We start from the raw sequence: 16,311 nt of genomic DNA, 5'->3' as shown, positions 1-16,311 counted from the left end.
GGTTTTATTAGTGTTTTTCTTTTAAAACTTAACCGTTACTTTTGATTAGTTTTTTTAACTTTAGTAACGGATACAAATATAAGGCGAACAAATATTATCAAAATAAAATAAGATGCAAAAAAACAATACATTTCAAACAAAAAATATTGCTAACCACATCATTAATTGGTTAAGAGATTATGCTCTAAACGCAAAAGTAAATGGTTTTGTTGTGGGAATTTCCGGAGGAGTAGATTCGGCAGTAACCTCATCACTTTGCGCCGCAACGGGATTGCCAACGCTTTGTGTGGAAATGCCTATACATCAGGCTGAAAGTCATGTTTCTCGAGCAAAAGAACATATTGCGCAATTAAAATCTCGTTTTAGCAACGTTACTTCGGCAGAAACTAATTTGACCACAGTGTTCGACTTGTTTCAAACAGTTGTACCAGCAAGCAATGATGATAAAAAATACCATCTTACTCTAGCAAATACTCGTGCTAGATTGAGAATGATGACTTTATATTATCATGCTGGAATAAATAGTTTATTAGTTGCCGGAACGGGAAATAAAGTAGAGGATTTTGGGGTGGGCTTTTTTACAAAGTATGGTGACGGTGGTGTTGATTTAAGTCCCATTGCGGATTTGATGAAATCTGAAGTTTTTACATTGGCAGAATATTTACAAGTGCCAAACTCAATCTTAATTGCAGCACCAACAGATGGATTATTTGGCGATGATAGAACTGACGAACAACAATTAGGGGCAAGTTATGACGAGTTAGAATGGGCAATGGAACAGCACCAAAATGGTAGAGAAAAAGAAGCTTTTACGGGTCGTGAACTCGAGGTTTTTTCAATATTCGAAAGGCTTAATAAAAGTAACCAACATAAGATGGAACCAATACCAGTGTGTAAAATTCCAAAAGAATTAAAATAATTTATATAAAATTTAATATAATTATGAATTTTTAACTAAATTTACTAAATATTTAAAATAATTAACTTTAATTTAAAACGACATGATAAAAGTTTGCATTGCCGACAACCATCCTGTTGTGCATTTTGGTTTAAAGAGTTACTTCCGCGACAGGGACATTACAATTTTGGCACACGTAGAAAATTACGACGAATTAGAAGAAGTACTTGCTAACAAAAATATTGAAATTTTAATTCTAGATCTCGAACTCAAAGGACTCTCAAGTATTAATCTTGTGAAATCTATGAAACGTGATTATCCTAATCTTAAAATTGTGGTTTTTACTAGTTTGTCCGAAGTGATGTTTGGACCAAATGCGGTTAAAGCTGGAATTAGCGCTTTCATTAGCAAAACTTCTAAGATGGATAACTTAGTCAACGCTGTAAACAAAGTAAAAACTGGCAACCAAGTAATCAGCGAAATTGTGAGAAAAAATCTTGCAATGATGGGTAAAAAAGCTAAAAATGACAGGCTCTATCGTAAATTATCATCAAGAGAAATTGAGGTTTTAAGATACTTAAGTGACGGTAAAAAGAACAAGGAGATAGCTGAAATTTTAGACCTAAACGAAAAAACTGTTAGTACTTACAAGCTAAGATTATTAGCTAAACTAAATGTAACTAATCTTGTAGATTTAGTAAACAAAGCAAAAACCTTAGAAATTGTTTAACTATAGCGCGACATTACTCTTCCTAATTTTTCCGAAAAAAAATTGACTAACTGGTAATAATCCATTGCCATAGAAAGTATCTCACTGTTATCGGCATCGACTTCAGTTGAAATTTCTTGTTTTAAATCTTCGATTATTTTATTTACTAAAAACCAACGGAGCGACAAAATAGTTTCCGATACATATTGCCCTATCGTTTGGTCTTTTTGTTTCACAATAATATTTTGACCTTCCCAATTGTGCAATACTTCCTTTTCCTCTTGCATAAAAATATCAGTAACCTCTTGAGCTAATTCCACAGGAAGTTGCATAAGATAAGTTTCTACGCTGAAATTTTCGTTTTGATGAAAATAATTAATAAGATTATTATAAATCTCTTTAAAAATAGGATTTGTAAACTCCACCTCATCTTCCTGAAGACTCAAATAAATTCGTTGATGAACTAGATATTCTTTCTTCTCTGTTACTTTTTGAATCTCACCTTCATCATTAGTTTTCAACAAAACATCCTCAAATTCTTCTTGCTTGTTTCCGTACAACAATAAAATTTCGATGATTTTTCGTTCCAATTCATATAAAACATCAATTTTAGAAGCCTGCTGAAAATTTTCATTTTTCACTACTTCAAAAACTTTTTGCTCTTGTTTTATCTTTTTATCTAATTCCGAAATATCTTTCTGAACCAATTGTGCTAAAGTATTCACCAAAACCTGCTCCGAAATATCCATAATTCTAGCGGTTTCCTGAATGTAAATTTCCCGCTGAATCCTGTCCGGAATTTTAGAAATAGAAGAAACCATGTCTCTAATCAGTTCTGCTTTTTTAATGGGATCATTTTGCGATTCTTTCATTAGAAGTGAAGCCTTGAACTGAATAAAATCTTTGGCATTTTCCTCCAAATATTTCACTAAATCCTCATGCGAATTTTTTCTGGCAAAACTATCCGGGTCATCGCCATCCGGAAAAGTACAAACCCGAACATTCATCCCTTCTTCTAAAATCAAATCAATTCCTCTCACAGAAGCTCTCAAACCTGCGGCATCACCGTCAAAAAGAACTGTAATATTTTTCGTCAAACGATTAATCAACCGAATTTGATCTGGAGTTAAAGCCGTTCCCGAAGAAGCCACAACATTCTCAATACCAGATTGATGCATCTGAATCACATCGGTATAACCTTCTACTAAAAAACAATTATTTAGTTTGGCAATTGCTTGCTTGGCATGAAAAATTCCGTAAAGCACTTTACTTTTGTGGTAAATATCGCTTTCGGGAGAATTGAGGTATTTGGCCGCTTTTTTGTCGCCGGTTAAAATTCTTCCGCCAAAACCTAAAGTTCGCCCGGAAATACTAAGAATAGGGAACATCACGCGACCTTTGAAACGGTCAAATTGTTTTTCGTCTTTTACAATTGTCAGTCCGGTTTTTTCTAAAAATTCTAATTGATAACCTTTTCCTAAAGCTTCTTTGGTGAAAGCATCCCAGGAATCTGGTGAATAACCCAACTGGAATTTCTTAATGGTTTCGGCAGTGAAACCACGTTCTTTAAAGTAAGAATAGCCAATTGCCTGACCTTCCTCATCGTTCAATAAAGTGTTGTGAAAATATTTAGTTGCAAATTCCGATACCAAAAACATACTTTCTTTTTCGTTTGCTTCGGCTTTGGCTTCGTCCGTTTGTTCGGTTTCTTCAATCTCAATATTGTATTTTTTTGCCAAATATCGAATGGCTTCCGGATAAGTGAAATGCTCGTGTTCCATTAGGAAAGTGACGGCATTTCCGCCTTTTCCGGAACTAAAGTCTTTCCAAATTTGTTTAACGGGCGAAACCATAAATGACGGTGAACGTTCGTCAGAAAAAGGGCTCAAACCTTTAAGATTACTTCCGGCACGCTTGAGTTGTACAAAATCGCCAATGACTTCTTCCACGCGAGCGGTTTCGAAAACGGTATCTATGGTATTGCGAGAAATCATGTTGGCTTGTTTTGAGCCTGTAAATTTACTTTTTTATTTGTTGTGTAGAAAATTTTTTGGCTTTCGCCAAATTTTCTCGTGCTGCTTTTTTACTGACGATTAAAATATGAAATGACCTTTGTTTTTAGCCCCGATTGCAGCGGAAATCCTTTTGTCAATTGCCCGGATTTTAATCCGGGGCAATTGATAAAAGATTGAAGCGGAAAGCGGGACGACGATTAAAAAAATGCCAAAAGTGTTTGCTCCAAATAAAAAAATACCTACAAAATAATTTTGCAGGTATTTGTTAACTAACTATTTAACTACTAATTAAGATCGAAACGAATTCCGAGCGAAACGTTATTTTGGTCGATTGTGTTGTTCTCAAAAATGGGATTGAGGTCATATTTTGCGTAGAGCGAAATTTCGCCGTAACCGATGTAAGCGCTCAAACCGTAGATAAAATCGTTGACGTTGTAATCGCCACGGCTTCGTTCGCGAACTTTGTTACCGTTTTCCTCGTATCTAATCACGCTTTTCGATTTGATATTTCCTCCTGCATAACCGCCAATCCCGATGCGAAAACTTTCATGAGTGCGAAAATAAGTGCGTTCACCGGTGTTTTGTTTTTTAGTGAAATCAAACTCTAAATGTACGGGAACTACTACATAAATATTTCTTAACTTACTGTCTTTTAAGTTTAAAGGATAATTTTCAAGCGTGGTTTGATCTCCTTGGTTTACGAAAACCCGATTGTCTGTTGGACGAAGCGTGTTTTTCATCAATGAAACTCCGTATTTGGCGTGTAAAAGGTTGTGATTTTTAAGAATTCGGGTGTTGAAAGTGATTCCGGTTTCGACAAATCGAGAGCCCCAAACCTTGAAATCATTGCCTTCAATTGAACCTAAATTGCCGTCTTCCAATACGTTATTGAACCCGAAAGCGAAAACAAATTGGGAGGTTGTGCGAAATTCGCTGATGGTTTTTCTCACGCTGTCACGTACTTTTTTGTCGTTTTCCCAATTGTCCCATTGATAGGAAAGTTTCACGCCTTTTTGACTTGGTAAAGTGCCTTCAACTTGTTTTTTTACCAGTTCGGTAAGTTTTGCTTCTTCAAGAGCTACGCGAGTTTCGATGTTTTTTGCACGTTTGTCAGCCAGCTGCATTTTGCGTTCGTCGGCTTGTTCATTAGTAATTTTGTTGTCATCAAGGTCATTATTCACCTTTTCAATCTCCATTTTTAGGGAATCTTTTTCTTGTTTAGTAATGACTTGAATTTGTTTGGCAATTTTTTTCGCCTGTGTTTCAAAAGATTCTTGTGCGAAAATTTTGGCGGTAAAGAGGCATAACATTGCCACTGCGTAAAAAATTATTTTTTGCATGATTGATGGTGTTAATTATTGTTCGATTTTTGATTTATTCGTAATTGCGATTTGCGAGAGAGGTTTTTACGGTTTCGTAGTTTTTATTAATGGAGTTGACTAATCGATTTTTAAAATCTTCATTTACCTCATCATCAGCATTTTGAAGCAAATTTTTAGCATCTACTTTAATATTCGATTTCGTTACATATTTATTAATTCTTTCGGCTTGAAGACGGGTTTCGGCTTCCGCCAAAAGTTGATCGGCTTCGATGTAGCGGTTTGACGGAGTTATTGCCGGCGTTTCTTCAAAGTTGACTTCTGGAGCAATTTCTGGAATTTTAGATTCTATTATTATCGCTTTCGCAAAAGTAGGAGCTGCGGCAATTTGGCTCTTATTTTTAACAACCGGAACTATATCTGGGGTTACCGATTTCTCTATTTTTTTGGGTGCTTCGGTTACCGTTTTTTCTACCGGAATTGTTTCTGAATTATTGAAAAAAACCGAACCTAATCCTACAAAAACAAAAATTGCAGCGGCAATGTACAACCAGTTTTTATTATTTTTTTTGGCGATTTTTTGTTCGTTTTGATCCAACATGGCGTTGAGTTTGTCCCAAGCCATTTCAGTCGGCTGAATTTCCCGGGAACCCAGCTTTTCTCTAAAATCCTGCTCTAATTTATTCAGTCCCATTTTGAAAATTCTTTATTTTGTTAATCTGTTGTTGTAATAATTTTCTGGCGTGTGATAATTGCGATTTTGATGTTCCTTCCGAAATGGACAACATCTTTGCAATTTCTTGGTGTTTAAATCCTTCGATGCAATAAAGGTTAAAAACCATTTTGTAACCGTCCGGCAAACTATCAATCAACAATTGAATTTCTTCAACATTAAAATGGCTTTCCGTATTGTTATGGCTTTCTTCGAAAAAATTTTCGTCTTCTGTGTATTGTAATTTTTTATTACTTCGAAGAAAGGAAATGCATTCGTTTACCATAATTCGCCTGATCCAGCCTTCAAAACTTCCCTTATGCTCAAAATTTTTTAAGTTGGCAAAAACCTTCATAAAAGCTGTAATCATCACATCTTCGGCTTGATGCAAATCTTTTACATATTGCCGGCAAATCCCTAACATCTTTGGCGAAAATTTTGAGTACAATTGCTGTTGTGCCTGACGGTTATTTTCCGCCGCTTGCAAAATCAATTTTTTTTCGTTTTGATGTAAATTAATTACTTTCAACTTTTTTGTTTTAAGGAAATTGAATTTGTATCCGATTTCTATTACATAGACGATTGCGGATTTAAAATGGTTGCATGGAAGTGAAAAAAATTAGAAAATTTGTTAATGTGGGTAATTAAATAAGACTTAACTATCGATATTTAATCACTTTTTTTCTAATTATCTATTTTTCTAATTATCTAATAATCTAATGATCTAATAATCTAATAATCGAATAATCTAATAATCGAATAATCAAATCTTTCTATCAATCACATAGTTCACCATCAAAACTAAAGCCTCTTTATATGGCGAAGGAGGAAAATTTTCAATTAACGACAAGGCTTCCCGCTGAAATTGAATCATTTTTTCTTCAGCATACAGTAAGCCTTCTTTTTCTTTTACAAAAGTTATAACCTCTTTGACGCGTTTTTTATTCTTATTGTGGTTTTTGATGGAATTGATGAGCCACGATTTTTCTTTTGGCGAACAAGTATTTAATACATAAATTAAGGGAAGTGTCATTTTTTGTTCTTTAATGTCGATTCCGGTTGGTTTTCCGATAGCATCATCAGTATAATCGAACAAATCGTCTTTGATTTGAAAAGCCATGCCAATCAATTCACCGAATTTTCGCATTTTTTCGACCAATTCTGCATTTTCGGGTAACACAGAACAAGCACCAAGCGAACAACAAGCGGCTATTAATGTGGCGGTTTTTTGGCGAATGATTTCGTAATAAACGTCTTCCGTAATGTCAAGTCTTCGGGCTTTTTCTATTTGCAAAAGTTCACCTTCACTCATTTCCCGAACGGCTACGGAAATAATTTTGAGCAAATCAAAATCGCCGTTGTCGATGGAAAGCAATAAACCTTTTGAAAGCAAATAATCGCCAACGAGGACGGCAATTTTATTTTTCCACAAAGCGTTTATCGAAAAAAATCCGCGACGACGATTGCTATCATCCACGACGTCATCGTGAACTAAAGTTGCGGTGTGAATCAATTCGATTACTGAAGCACCACGATAAGTTCGTTCGTTGATTGTTCCACCCGAAACCATTTTGGCGGTCAGAAAAACAAACATGGGTCGCATTTGTTTTCCTTTTCGGTTGACGATGTAATAGGTGATTCGGTTGAGCAAAGCCACTTTTGAAGACATTGCCTGATGAAACTTTTTTTCGAAAAGTTCCATTTCGTGCAAGATGGGCTGCTTTATTTGCTCTGTGATTTTCATTGAAGCAAAGATAGGAATTTCGGATTTATGATTGAAAATTGAAGATTGAAAGATTCCGGCAGTTTTTCCAAACGCTTAAAAAATGCCTAAAGTTTTTTTTAGCCCCGATTAAAGCGGAAATCCTTTTCTCAATTACCCCAGTAATTGAGAAAAGATTGAAGCGGAAAGCGGGAAAATGGTTTAAAAAATGCCTGACGATTGGCTCCGAAAAAATAAAAAATTATCCTTCTTTATTGGCCAATTGACCACAAGCGGCATCGATGTCTTTTCCGCGGCTTCGGCGAACTTTTACCACGATATCGTTAGCTTCCAAGGCTTGGATGTAAGCATTTATCGAGGCTTCTGAGGCTTGCTGAAATTCGCCATCGTCGATTGGGTTGTACTCGATTAGGTTGACTTTGCAAGGAACATATTTGCAAAACTTGACCAAGGCATCGATGGAAGCCTTGTTGTCATTGATGTCACGCCAAACGACGTATTCGTAGGTAACGCGACTTTTGGTTTTAGAATACCAATATTGTAAGGCTTCGCGCAAATCTTTTAACGGAAAATTTTCGCTAAACGGCATAATTTTGCTGCGAATTTCGTCGATTGCAGAGTGAAGCGAAACGGCCAATTTGAACTTTACTTCGTCGTCCGCCAATTTTTTAATCATTTTCGGGATTCCGGAAGTGGACAAGGTGATGCGTTTTGGTGACATGCCCAAACCTTCGGGCGAAGTAATTTTTTCGATGGCTTTTAGAACGTTGTTGTAGTTCATGAGCGGTTCGCCCATTCCCATAAAAACAATGTTTGAAAGTGGACGGTTGTGGTACAATTTACTTTCGTTATCGATGGCAACCACTTGGTCAAAAATTTCGTCAGGACCCAAATTTCGCATTCTTTTAAGTCGCGCTGTTGCGCAAAAATTACAATCGAGACTACAACCTACTTGGCTGGAAACACAAGCCGTGGTACGGGTTTCGGTAGGAATTAAAACGGATTCTACCACCAAACCATCGTGCAAACGAACGGCATTTTTCACGGTTCCGTCTTCGCTTTTTTGCATCTGATCGACTTTGATGTGATTGATGACAAAATTATTTTCGAGCATTTCACGTGTTGGTTTTGCCAAATTGGTCATGTCGGCAAAAGTATGGGCAGATTTGCTCCACAACCATTCGTAAACCTGATTGCCACGAAAGGCTTTTTCGCCATTTGCCACAAAAAAATCACGCAATTGTTCTTTGCTTAACGCTCTGATGTCTTTCTTCTCCATTTGCATGGTGCAAAGGTAACTATTACTTTTAATACCTGCTATATTTTTATAATTTTGCCTAAAACCAAACGATTATGCATTTTATTTCTCCAGAACTCGAACTTTATGTGGAACAACACTCCGAAAATGAACCCCAACTTTTGGCGGCTTTAAACCGGGAAACGCATCAAAAAATTATGCAACCGAGAATGTTAAGCGGTCATTTTCAAGGGCGTGTTTTAAGTATGTTGTCGAAATTAATTCGGCCGAAAAATATTTTGGAAATTGGGACTTACACGGGTTATGCCACGCTTTGTTTAGCGGAAGGTTTGGAAGAAAATGGTTCGGTTGATACGATTGATAATAACGAAGAATTGGTTTCGATTCAACGGAAGTATTTTGATTTATCAAATTGGGGAAACCAGATTTTTCAACATTTAGGAAATGCTTTGGAGATAATTCCTAATTTGAACAAAAAATTTGATTTGGTTTTTATAGATGCTGACAAAGACAATTACATCAACTATTTTGAAATGATTGTTCCGATGATGAATAAAGGCGGCATCATTTTATCGGACAATGTGCTTTGGAGCGGAAAAATTTTGGAACAAATAAAAACGAACGACAAAAAAACACAAGTTCTTTTAGAATACAATAAAAAACTAAAAGAAGACCCGAGAGTGGAAACTGTTTTATTACCTGTTAGAGATGGCTTAACGGTTTGCCGGGTTTTGTGATTAAGTTAAAGGTTCGTCGTTAGTGGGGTGATCCACTTGTTCCTTTTGCGGAAAATATTTATTTCGAAGAAAAATATACAACTGCATAATTAACGTAGCAGTTAAAATTCCCCAAACGTATCCGGCCAAAATATCGCCTGGATAATGCAGTCCTAAATAAATCCTACTGTAAGCAAAGATGAATGGCCAAATGAATATGAAGCCCATGAATTTTACGTAGGGTTTCAAAACTCTGAACAAAAAATACGCTGCCGCCATAGAATTTGATGCGTGGCCCGAAATAAAACTGTAAGATTTTCGTGTTTGAACCGCTCTAATCAAACCGTCGAGGGAAGGATCACTTCCGGGACGAAGGCGAAGGAAATAATTTTTAAAAAAATTAGTGGTTTGATCGGTTAAAGTGATGAGCAATGCCAACATCAACAAAATCAAAACAGCGTGACGCCAGCCTAAATGTTTGAAAACCAAATAGGCAAAAATGGCAAAAACTGGAATCCAGTTGATTTGTTTGGTGATAAATGCCCAAAAACCATCAAAGGTTTCAGCACCTAAATTGTTTAAAAAAATAAAAATATTTCTGTCTAACTCCAGTAATGTTTCCATCAAATTCTAGCGTTGTCTTTTAATTGGACCTTGAATCGACTCGATATCATCTTTAACTTCGTTGATTTCTGAGTTGATATCTTCTGTAATTTTGTCTAAGCCAAAACTTCTGTCGTTAGAGTTTTCCATGATTTTGGAAAAATTTTCTTTAACTTTTTGTACTTCGTCCGAAATTCCGCCAGTTAATGAATTTTTGTCTAGTCCATTTTCTTCGGCTGTTTTATGTATTTCGCTTTTTAAATCGTCAGTAGCGTTGCGTAATTGTTGCATTCCTTTGCCCAAACCTCTTGCTACTTCTGGAATTTTATCGGCACCGAAAAGCATAATAGCTACGATGATAATAAAAAACAATTCTGAACCTCCTATTCCAAACATAGTCTTTCTATTTTTTTCAAAGATACGTTAAAAATGTACGTTTGGCTTTTTTTGAACTCAAACCTTACTAAAATTTTAACGCTTAATCAAATTTAGATTTTAACTGCTCCTTCGGCCAAGTATTATTTGAAACATCAATATCGGCAGTTTGCTCTTTTGGATCCAACTGAATTTTTGTCACTTTTTTTTCTGTGGCAAAAACTCTCCCTACAACATCATTACCTTTTCGCCAAATTTGTACTGGAAAATTAAAATCTTCTGAAGTACCATCATCATAGGTTAATTGTACCAAAATTGGCATCAACATATCGCCAGGTTTTTCAAAAGTTACTTCATAAAAGTATTTTGGCTGACGTATTTTTGCTCGTTCTTCCAATGAATATTTTTGGTTAATGAAATCCTGTAAAAGCGTTACATCGGCGGAAGCCAAATTATTTTTATCTTCTACGAAATATACAAACGGCCCGGCTTCCTGATTAAATCTGCCGCGTCTTATGGAAACTTTTTCTAAATCTTCTGGTTTTTTATCGGTTACACGATATTGTTTTACGTCTTTTATTCCAAGGTCAACATAGTTGGTGGAATAAAACCAGCCTCGCCAAAACCAGTCTAAATCTACAGCGGAAGCATCTTCCATGGTTCGGAAAAAATCTTCTGGAGTGGGATGTTTAAATTTCCAGCGATTGGCATACGTTTTAAAAGCAAAGTCAAAGAGTTCGTGTCCCATAATGGTTTCGCGCAAAATATTGAGTCCCGTTGCCGGTTTTGCGTAAGCGTTGGCACCAAATTGATGAATGGTTTCGGAATTAGACATTATGGGTTCGAGGAAATTTTGGGCACCTTTCATGTACGGCACGATATTTTTTGCCGGACCACGTTGCGAGGGATAATTTGGGTCTAAATCTTTCTCGGCTAAATATTGCAAAAAAGTGTTGAGGCCTTCGTCCATCCAAGACCATTGGCGTTCATCAGAATTGACAATCATTGGAAAAAAATTGTGTCCCACTTCGTGAATAATCACGCTTTGCATGCCATAACGAATTCTGTCGCTCACAAAACCTTTGTCGTCCGGACGACCGTAATTCCAGCAAATCATTGGGTATTCCATTCCTTGATCTTCCGCTGAAATTGAAATGGCTTTTGGATACGGATAATCAAAAGTTCTGGCAGAATAACATTTTAAAGTATGAGCTACGGTTTTGGTAGAAAGTTCTCCCCATAACGGATTGGCTTCTGGCGGATAAAGCGAGATTGCCATGGTTTTTCGAGATGATAACTGCACCGCCATCGCATCGTAAATAAATTTTCTGGACGATGAAATCCCAAAGTCTCTTACATTTTTGGCGCTAAATTTCCAGGTTTTTTTCTTGTTAGAAAATCCTTTTGATGCGGCTTCTGCTTCGGCTTGGGTAACAATTTCAATAGGTTTATCAAATGTGTTTTCGGCGAGTTTGTACCGTTTTAGTTGTTCTTTAGTAAAAACTTCATCTCGATTAAGCAACTCTCCGGTGGCTTCCAAAACGTGATCTGCTGGTACGGTAATATTTACATCAAAATTTCCGAACGGAAGCGCAAATTCTCCCGATCCCCAAAATTGCATATTTTGCCAACCTTCAACATCGTTGTAAACCGCCATTCGAGGGTAAAACTGTGCAATCACGTAGATATTATTTCCGTCAGAATCAAAATGTTCGTAACCTGATCTTCCACCATAAACTCTGTAATTATTGATGTTGTACCACCATTTTATCGAAAAAGAAATTTTTTCTTTAGGTTTTAATGGTTTTGGCAAATCAATCCGCATCATGGTTTCGTTAATCACATAACGCATTGGTTTTCCCGAAGCGTCCCGAACATATTCGATATTAAAGCCGCCGTCAAAATCTTCTTCGTTATATTTTTTGGCAAAACCAGAAGGTGTCAACGCTTGATCCATTCTTTGGTTTTCAACCAATGGACTTTTTGAAGAACGCGCGTTTTGATTTTGATCCAACTGAATCCATAAATATTCTAAACCTTCAGGAGCATTATTATGGTAAGTGATGGTCTCTTTTCCAAAAATTTTGGTGTTTTTATCGTCAAGTTCAATGTCTATTTTATAATCTGCCTGTTGTTGATAATAAGCAGATCCGGGAGCTCCAGAAGCTGTTCTGAACATATTTGGAGTTGCCATTATATCGTACATTTGACTGAAACGATTGTTGTCATAACGTCCGGATTCTCGTTTTTTTTCAGACTCTTTTTCTTGGGCAAAAATTATTGCTGGAAAAAGTAATAAGAGGCAACAGATTTTTTTCATTTTGTTGAATTGAAATAACGATGAAAATTACGGTTTTTGATTGAGAGCCGAAAAGAAAGCTAAAATTTTAACAATTCTGACTGGTTTGCATCAGTAAGCATAACACTTTTTTTATTTCCTGAAACGTTAATGTGGAATATGTGTTGCTGGTCATAAAGTTCCATCAATGCTGTGTTTTTTATCTCGATGTTTTGAATTTTCGCTACATCTTTTATCAAAAAGTAACAAATAAATACGCCATCTTCTATTTCGGTGTTGACTATTTGAGGCGTTCTTGAAACTTGGTTTACTTTTACCTGCAATTTTTCGTTGAAATATTTTTGAAGAAATGCTACGAAATCGCTTTTTTGTTGAGAAGTTCCAAGGTTAAACTTAGTGTTAAATCTTTTTTCTAATGCCAATTCAAGGTCGTCGATAAAGATTCTAGATGTAATTTCTAATCGGTTTTTGGATGCAGAAAAATTTACTTCGTTAATAGAAACGTAGAATTTATGCGTGGTGAATCCAGAAGTTGCCGCAAAGACCAAAATCAAAAATACCCATTTTTTCATTTGATAAATTTACAATTATTGTTCGGAATTTAATTTTAGGTAATCTATGGAAAGTTTGGTAAGTAGCAACTTTGTTCGTTCTTTATTTTTTGATTTTAGATGAGTTCTCAATTCATCATTTTCTACTACGTAAAATTTGAATGCCTCAATCTTTTCCTCAGAAATATTGTAAGTTTTCATTAAGTATTGATCGTCAAACCAATTATTTATCTGTTCGCGAGCCATTTCTCTTTTTTCAATTTCAACTTCCTTCACTAACATTTTAGTTCTTCCGGTGATCAGGTTAATAATGGCATCAATTGGCAGAATTCCGCCACCCGTTGTTGCGGTATAAAGTCTTCTTTCGGCTGGGGTATATTGTCTGGCAGGTTTTGATAGAATTCCCGCTTTTACCGCGTCAATCCTGTATTCTGTAATGGTTACTTCATCAATTTGTTGTGGCTTAGCAACCATTTCCACCACGAATTTTCCTAATTTAAATTCGCTTTCAGAGATAATTTTTCGTTTGTATTCCAAATCTAAAGAAGATAAGATTATGAGATCGTCTTCCTTTGCCAAAATTTGAAACTCGCCGACTGCATTAGTTATCGCTGATTTTTCATTTACTAAATTTACCACATTAATACCTTCAAGGTTACCAAATGCATTCACTTTTCCCACAAGCATTTTTTCTTGTGCTACCGAAATTTTAATTAAAAATAAAAAAATTAAGAAAATAGTTTTCTTCATAAACCACGTCGAATTTTGAATCTTTGAGAAATTTGTGTAAGTAAAAATGCAGCTTTTATTCGGTTTTTTTCTTGAAGAATTTTGCCAAAATCATCTTGTTCAACAGCAAAATATTTAAATTCTCCCACGTAATCCTTAGGAATTTGAAGAGAGGTAATGATATATTTTTCATCAAAAAGATTTTCTAAAGAGGCTATTGCCATTTCTTTTCTCTCGATTGCCAATTCTTTTTTTAGCAATTTAGTGCGACCTGAAATGGCATTTAAAATAAAATCGGTTGGCATTAATATCATTCCTGGCCCTAAAAATAATTGTGCCTCAGATGCGGTTTTTAAACGTCTTTCGGCTGGGGTATATCGTTTTGCAGGTTTAGATAAAATTCCCATCTTTACCGCATCAAGCTGTTGGTTAAAAATGAAAATTTCATCAATATCTATAGGTTTTGGTTCTAATTCAATCAAAACTTTTCCTGACAACACTTCGGCCTCTGAGATTATTTTTCTTCTATACCGATAATTTTCTGAGGCAAATACTAGTAAATCATCGGCTTTCGCCAAAATTGAAAAGGTTCCATCATTTTCAGAAATTGTCGTTTTATCATTCACTAGATTGATAATTTCGATTCCTTTCAACGGGCTAGTTCCAAAAATAATTTTTCCAGAAATTAATTTTTCCTGACCAAAAGTTGTGGCGGCAATCCAAAATATAACTAATAGCCCAATTTTATTCATCCGCATGAGCATCTTTATAAACGGCGGCCAATTTTGCCAACTCAATTTCGAGTTCAAGAGATTTTTCAATTTCAAGGAGCGTTCTAATATCGTCATCTTCTACTGCAAAGAAACGAAAACCTTGAAGGAATTGTTTTTTAATTCTATAATTTTCGAGCAAGTAATCATCAGGAAAATAGGCTTGCAATTTTGCCATAGCCTTTTCTCGCCGCTCCACCGCTAATTCCTTTTTCATTTCTTTTGTGCGTCCGGTAACGGCATTAGCAATGGCGTCATTGCTTACCATAATTCCTTGATCTAATCTAACAGGTGTTGCCCCGGTACGTAATTTCCTTTCAGCTCTAGAATAATGTTTCACATCGGAGCCAGTTCCATAGTTAAGAGCATTATTTTCGACTATAACCTCTTCCAATTGAGTGACTCTGGGAGTTAACGTCACAATGATTTTTCCGGCTTGATATTCCATGATGGTTAGTGTTCTTCGCGTTATTTCAAAATTAACACTCGAAAAAACGAATACATCATTCGGTTTGGCCATAATCGAAAACTCTCCTTTTACATTGGACTTTATTGTAGCAGCGTTAGAGAAAGAAAAAATCTCAACACCTTCCGCAGGATAGGCTCCAGCCATCACAATACCGGTTAATTTTTTTTCTTGATATTGCGCCATAATACTATAATATAACGCAAAAAATAATATGGTGTAGAATTTTTTCATAGCTGTAGATATTTAATTTTGTAAAAATATTCGGGAAAGATCAAAATAAATTGTCAAAGAGGTGATAAATTTGTGTTAAACAATTTACTACCATGAAAAACTTAATAGTAGCTTCTACCTCCACTTTGCACGGTGAAAATTACCTTGCGTATCTTTTTCCAGAAATAGAAAAGCTCTTTCAAAACTGTGACACAATTTTATTTATTCCCTTTGCAAGGCCAAACGGAATTTCTCACGATGAATATACCCAAATCGTTTCCGACGCTTTCTCTAAAGTTAATAAAAAAATACAAGGTTTACACGCATTTTCTAATAAAATTGAAGCCATTGAAAAAGCTCAAGGAATCTTCGTTGGAGGCGGAAACACATTTGTACTTCTAACAAACCTATACCATTTTAACTTGCTTGACCCATTAAAAACTGTAATTGAAAACGGAACTCCTTACTTAGGAACCAGTGCCGGGAGCAACATCACGGGACTTTCGATTAAAACCACAAACGATATGCCAATTGTTTATCCACCAAGCTTCGATGCACTGCAAATTTTAAATTTTAACCTCAATCCACATTATTTAGACCCACTGCCAGGCTCGACACATATGGGAGAAACCCGAGAAACTAGAATAAATGAGTTCCATACCCAAAATAATATTCCCGTTCTTGGCTTACGTGAAGGAAGTTGGCTACGAGTAACTGATAACAAAACAATTCTTGAAGGAAATTTAACAGCTCGACTCTTTACAAAAGCGTACGAACCAAAAGAAATTTCTCCTAAAACCAATCTTGCAGATTTAATCTCTTAAAAAATTTTGGGCGTGTCCCTCCGCAAGCTCCGGGTCGGGCTTTTCGTTTCAAGTCCTCCCTCGTCGTTCCTCCTCGCTGTGGGCTTTTCACTTCAATCCCTCACGCAAGTAAGTGCACACCAAAAAAAACA

General features: G+C 35.9%; 17 protein-coding genes. 4 read left to right on the top strand and 13 right to left on the bottom strand.

All coding sequences use genetic code 11. The annotated features are described in order from the left end of the window. The first annotated feature begins 112 nt into the window (after positions 1 to 112). The gene (gene nadE / locus GV828_RS05930; protein WP_166536567.1) at positions 113 to 919 is read left to right on the top strand and encodes an NAD(+) synthase; all 807 of its coding nucleotides are present in this window, start codon (positions 113 to 115) and stop codon (positions 917 to 919) included. An 82-nt stretch (positions 920 to 1,001) separates the two neighbouring features. After that, positions 1,002 to 1,628, top strand: coding sequence for a response regulator transcription factor (locus tag GV828_RS05925; RefSeq protein WP_166536566.1), 627 nt, complete (start codon positions 1,002 to 1,004; stop codon positions 1,626 to 1,628). Here GV828_RS05925 and dnaG read toward each other — a convergent pair. The 6 genes from dnaG to rlmN form a co-directional block, all read right to left on the bottom strand. Continuing rightward, positions 1,625 to 3,601: a DNA primase gene (dnaG, locus tag GV828_RS05920; RefSeq protein WP_166536565.1), complete on the bottom strand. Its 1,977-nt coding sequence runs from the start codon at positions 3,599 to 3,601 to the stop codon at positions 1,625 to 1,627. The genes GV828_RS05925 and dnaG overlap by 4 nt on opposite strands. A gap of 305 nt (positions 3,602 to 3,906) precedes the next feature. Next, positions 3,907 to 4,962 (bottom strand): hypothetical protein, encoded by a 1,056-nt coding sequence (locus GV828_RS05915; protein ID WP_166536564.1) that lies wholly within the window; start codon positions 4,960 to 4,962, stop codon positions 3,907 to 3,909. A 34-nt stretch (positions 4,963 to 4,996) separates the two neighbouring features. Further along, complete coding sequence (locus GV828_RS05910; RefSeq protein WP_166536563.1) at positions 4,997 to 5,635, bottom strand: hypothetical protein; 639 nt, start codon at positions 5,633 to 5,635, stop codon at positions 4,997 to 4,999. Then, positions 5,622 to 6,182, bottom strand: a complete 561-nt coding sequence (locus GV828_RS05905; protein WP_166536562.1) for an RNA polymerase sigma factor — start codon at positions 6,180 to 6,182, stop codon at positions 5,622 to 5,624. The genes GV828_RS05910 and GV828_RS05905 overlap by 14 nt, the downstream gene beginning before the upstream one ends. Positions 6,183 to 6,416: 234 nt before the next feature. Beyond that, positions 6,417 to 7,397 carry a polyprenyl synthetase family protein gene (locus GV828_RS05900; RefSeq protein WP_166536561.1) on the bottom strand — a complete coding sequence of 327 codons (981 nt, stop codon included), beginning with the start codon at positions 7,395 to 7,397 and terminating at the stop codon, positions 6,417 to 6,419. A gap of 220 nt (positions 7,398 to 7,617) precedes the next feature. Beyond that, entirely contained in the window at positions 7,618 to 8,661 is a 1,044-nt protein-coding gene (rlmN, locus tag GV828_RS05895) for a 23S rRNA (adenine(2503)-C(2))-methyltransferase RlmN (protein ID WP_166536560.1), read from the bottom strand. A gap of 68 nt (positions 8,662 to 8,729) precedes the next feature. On the opposite strand from rlmN, the gene GV828_RS05890 reads away from it, so the two are divergent. Beyond that, complete coding sequence (locus GV828_RS05890) at positions 8,730 to 9,371, top strand: O-methyltransferase (RefSeq protein ID WP_166536559.1); 642 nt, start codon at positions 8,730 to 8,732, stop codon at positions 9,369 to 9,371. Here the strand turns inward: GV828_RS05890 and GV828_RS05885 are convergent, their stop codons facing one another. The 7 genes from GV828_RS05885 to GV828_RS05855 all read right to left on the bottom strand — a co-directional run bounded on the left by GV828_RS05885 (position 9,372) and on the right by GV828_RS05855 (position 15,377). Next, positions 9,372 to 9,974, bottom strand: a complete 603-nt coding sequence (locus GV828_RS05885) for a phosphatase PAP2 family protein (protein WP_235935420.1) — start codon at positions 9,972 to 9,974, stop codon at positions 9,372 to 9,374. It lies immediately after the preceding gene. A gap of 6 nt (positions 9,975 to 9,980) precedes the next feature. Next, positions 9,981 to 10,349: a Sec-independent protein translocase subunit TatA/TatB gene (locus GV828_RS05880; RefSeq protein WP_166536557.1), complete on the bottom strand. Its 369-nt coding sequence runs from the start codon at positions 10,347 to 10,349 to the stop codon at positions 9,981 to 9,983. Between the two features lie 82 nt (positions 10,350 to 10,431). Next, a complete protein-coding gene (locus tag GV828_RS05875) occupies positions 10,432 to 12,648 on the bottom strand; it encodes a M1 family metallopeptidase (RefSeq protein ID WP_166536556.1) in 2,217 nt (738 codons plus the stop codon). Positions 12,649 to 12,707: 59 nt separating this feature from the next. Further along, the gene (locus tag GV828_RS05870) at positions 12,708 to 13,199 is read right to left on the bottom strand and encodes a DUF6702 family protein (protein WP_166536555.1); all 492 of its coding nucleotides are present in this window, start codon (positions 13,197 to 13,199) and stop codon (positions 12,708 to 12,710) included. 15 nt (positions 13,200 to 13,214) lie between these two features. Beyond that, the gene (locus GV828_RS05865) at positions 13,215 to 13,928 is read right to left on the bottom strand and encodes a hypothetical protein (RefSeq protein ID WP_166536554.1); all 714 of its coding nucleotides are present in this window, start codon (positions 13,926 to 13,928) and stop codon (positions 13,215 to 13,217) included. Further along, entirely contained in the window at positions 13,925 to 14,665 is a 741-nt protein-coding gene (locus GV828_RS05860) for a hypothetical protein (RefSeq protein WP_166536553.1), read from the bottom strand. The genes GV828_RS05865 and GV828_RS05860 overlap by 4 nt, the downstream gene beginning before the upstream one ends. Then, on the bottom strand, positions 14,652 to 15,377 hold the full coding sequence (locus GV828_RS05855; protein WP_166536552.1) for a peptidase associated/transthyretin-like domain-containing protein: 726 nt from the start codon (positions 15,375 to 15,377) through the stop codon (positions 14,652 to 14,654). The genes GV828_RS05860 and GV828_RS05855 overlap by 14 nt, the downstream gene beginning before the upstream one ends. A gap of 92 nt (positions 15,378 to 15,469) precedes the next feature. On the opposite strand from GV828_RS05855, the gene pepE reads away from it, so the two are divergent. Further along, the gene (gene pepE / locus GV828_RS05850) at positions 15,470 to 16,180 is read left to right on the top strand and encodes a dipeptidase PepE (protein ID WP_166536551.1); all 711 of its coding nucleotides are present in this window, start codon (positions 15,470 to 15,472) and stop codon (positions 16,178 to 16,180) included. Positions 16,181 to 16,311: the final 131 nt, after the last annotated feature.

The organism is Flavobacterium ichthyis (genome assembly GCF_009915155.1).
Classification (GTDB): domain Bacteria; phylum Bacteroidota; class Bacteroidia; order Flavobacteriales; family Flavobacteriaceae; genus Flavobacterium; species Flavobacterium ichthyis.
This window is presented reverse-complemented; position numbering and strand designations above follow the sequence as displayed.

Excerpts from the sequence above, each read along its gene's own strand:
- nadE (WP_166536567.1), top strand. The coding sequence starts at position 113 with ATGCAAAAAAACAATACATTTCAAACAAAAAATATTGCTAACCACATC.
- GV828_RS05925 (WP_166536566.1), top strand. The coding sequence starts at position 1,002 with ATGATAAAAGTTTGCATTGCCGACAACCATCCTGTTGTGCATTTTGGT.
- dnaG (WP_166536565.1), bottom strand. The coding sequence starts at position 3,601 with ATGATTTCTCGCAATACCATAGATACCGTTTTCGAAACCGCTCGCGTG.
- GV828_RS05915 (WP_166536564.1), bottom strand. The coding sequence starts at position 4,962 with ATGCAAAAAATAATTTTTTACGCAGTGGCAATGTTATGCCTCTTTACC.
- GV828_RS05910 (WP_166536563.1), bottom strand. The coding sequence starts at position 5,635 with ATGGGACTGAATAAATTAGAGCAGGATTTTAGAGAAAAGCTGGGTTCC.
- GV828_RS05900 (WP_166536561.1), bottom strand. The coding sequence starts at position 7,397 with ATGAAAATCACAGAGCAAATAAAGCAGCCCATCTTGCACGAAATGGAA.
- rlmN (WP_166536560.1), bottom strand. The coding sequence starts at position 8,661 with ATGCAAATGGAGAAGAAAGACATCAGAGCGTTAAGCAAAGAACAATTG.
- GV828_RS05890 (WP_166536559.1), top strand. The coding sequence starts at position 8,730 with ATGCATTTTATTTCTCCAGAACTCGAACTTTATGTGGAACAACACTCC.
- GV828_RS05885 (WP_235935420.1), bottom strand. The coding sequence starts at position 9,974 with ATGGAAACATTACTGGAGTTAGACAGAAATATTTTTATTTTTTTAAAC.
- GV828_RS05880 (WP_166536557.1), bottom strand. The coding sequence starts at position 10,349 with ATGTTTGGAATAGGAGGTTCAGAATTGTTTTTTATTATCATCGTAGCT.
- GV828_RS05875 (WP_166536556.1), bottom strand. The coding sequence starts at position 12,648 with ATGAAAAAAATCTGTTGCCTCTTATTACTTTTTCCAGCAATAATTTTT.
- GV828_RS05870 (WP_166536555.1), bottom strand. The coding sequence starts at position 13,199 with ATGAAAAAATGGGTATTTTTGATTTTGGTCTTTGCGGCAACTTCTGGA.
- GV828_RS05865 (WP_166536554.1), bottom strand. The coding sequence starts at position 13,928 with ATGAAGAAAACTATTTTCTTAATTTTTTTATTTTTAATTAAAATTTCG.
- GV828_RS05860 (WP_166536553.1), bottom strand. The coding sequence starts at position 14,665 with ATGCGGATGAATAAAATTGGGCTATTAGTTATATTTTGGATTGCCGCC.
- GV828_RS05855 (WP_166536552.1), bottom strand. The coding sequence starts at position 15,377 with ATGAAAAAATTCTACACCATATTATTTTTTGCGTTATATTATAGTATT.
- pepE (WP_166536551.1), top strand. The coding sequence starts at position 15,470 with ATGAAAAACTTAATAGTAGCTTCTACCTCCACTTTGCACGGTGAAAAT.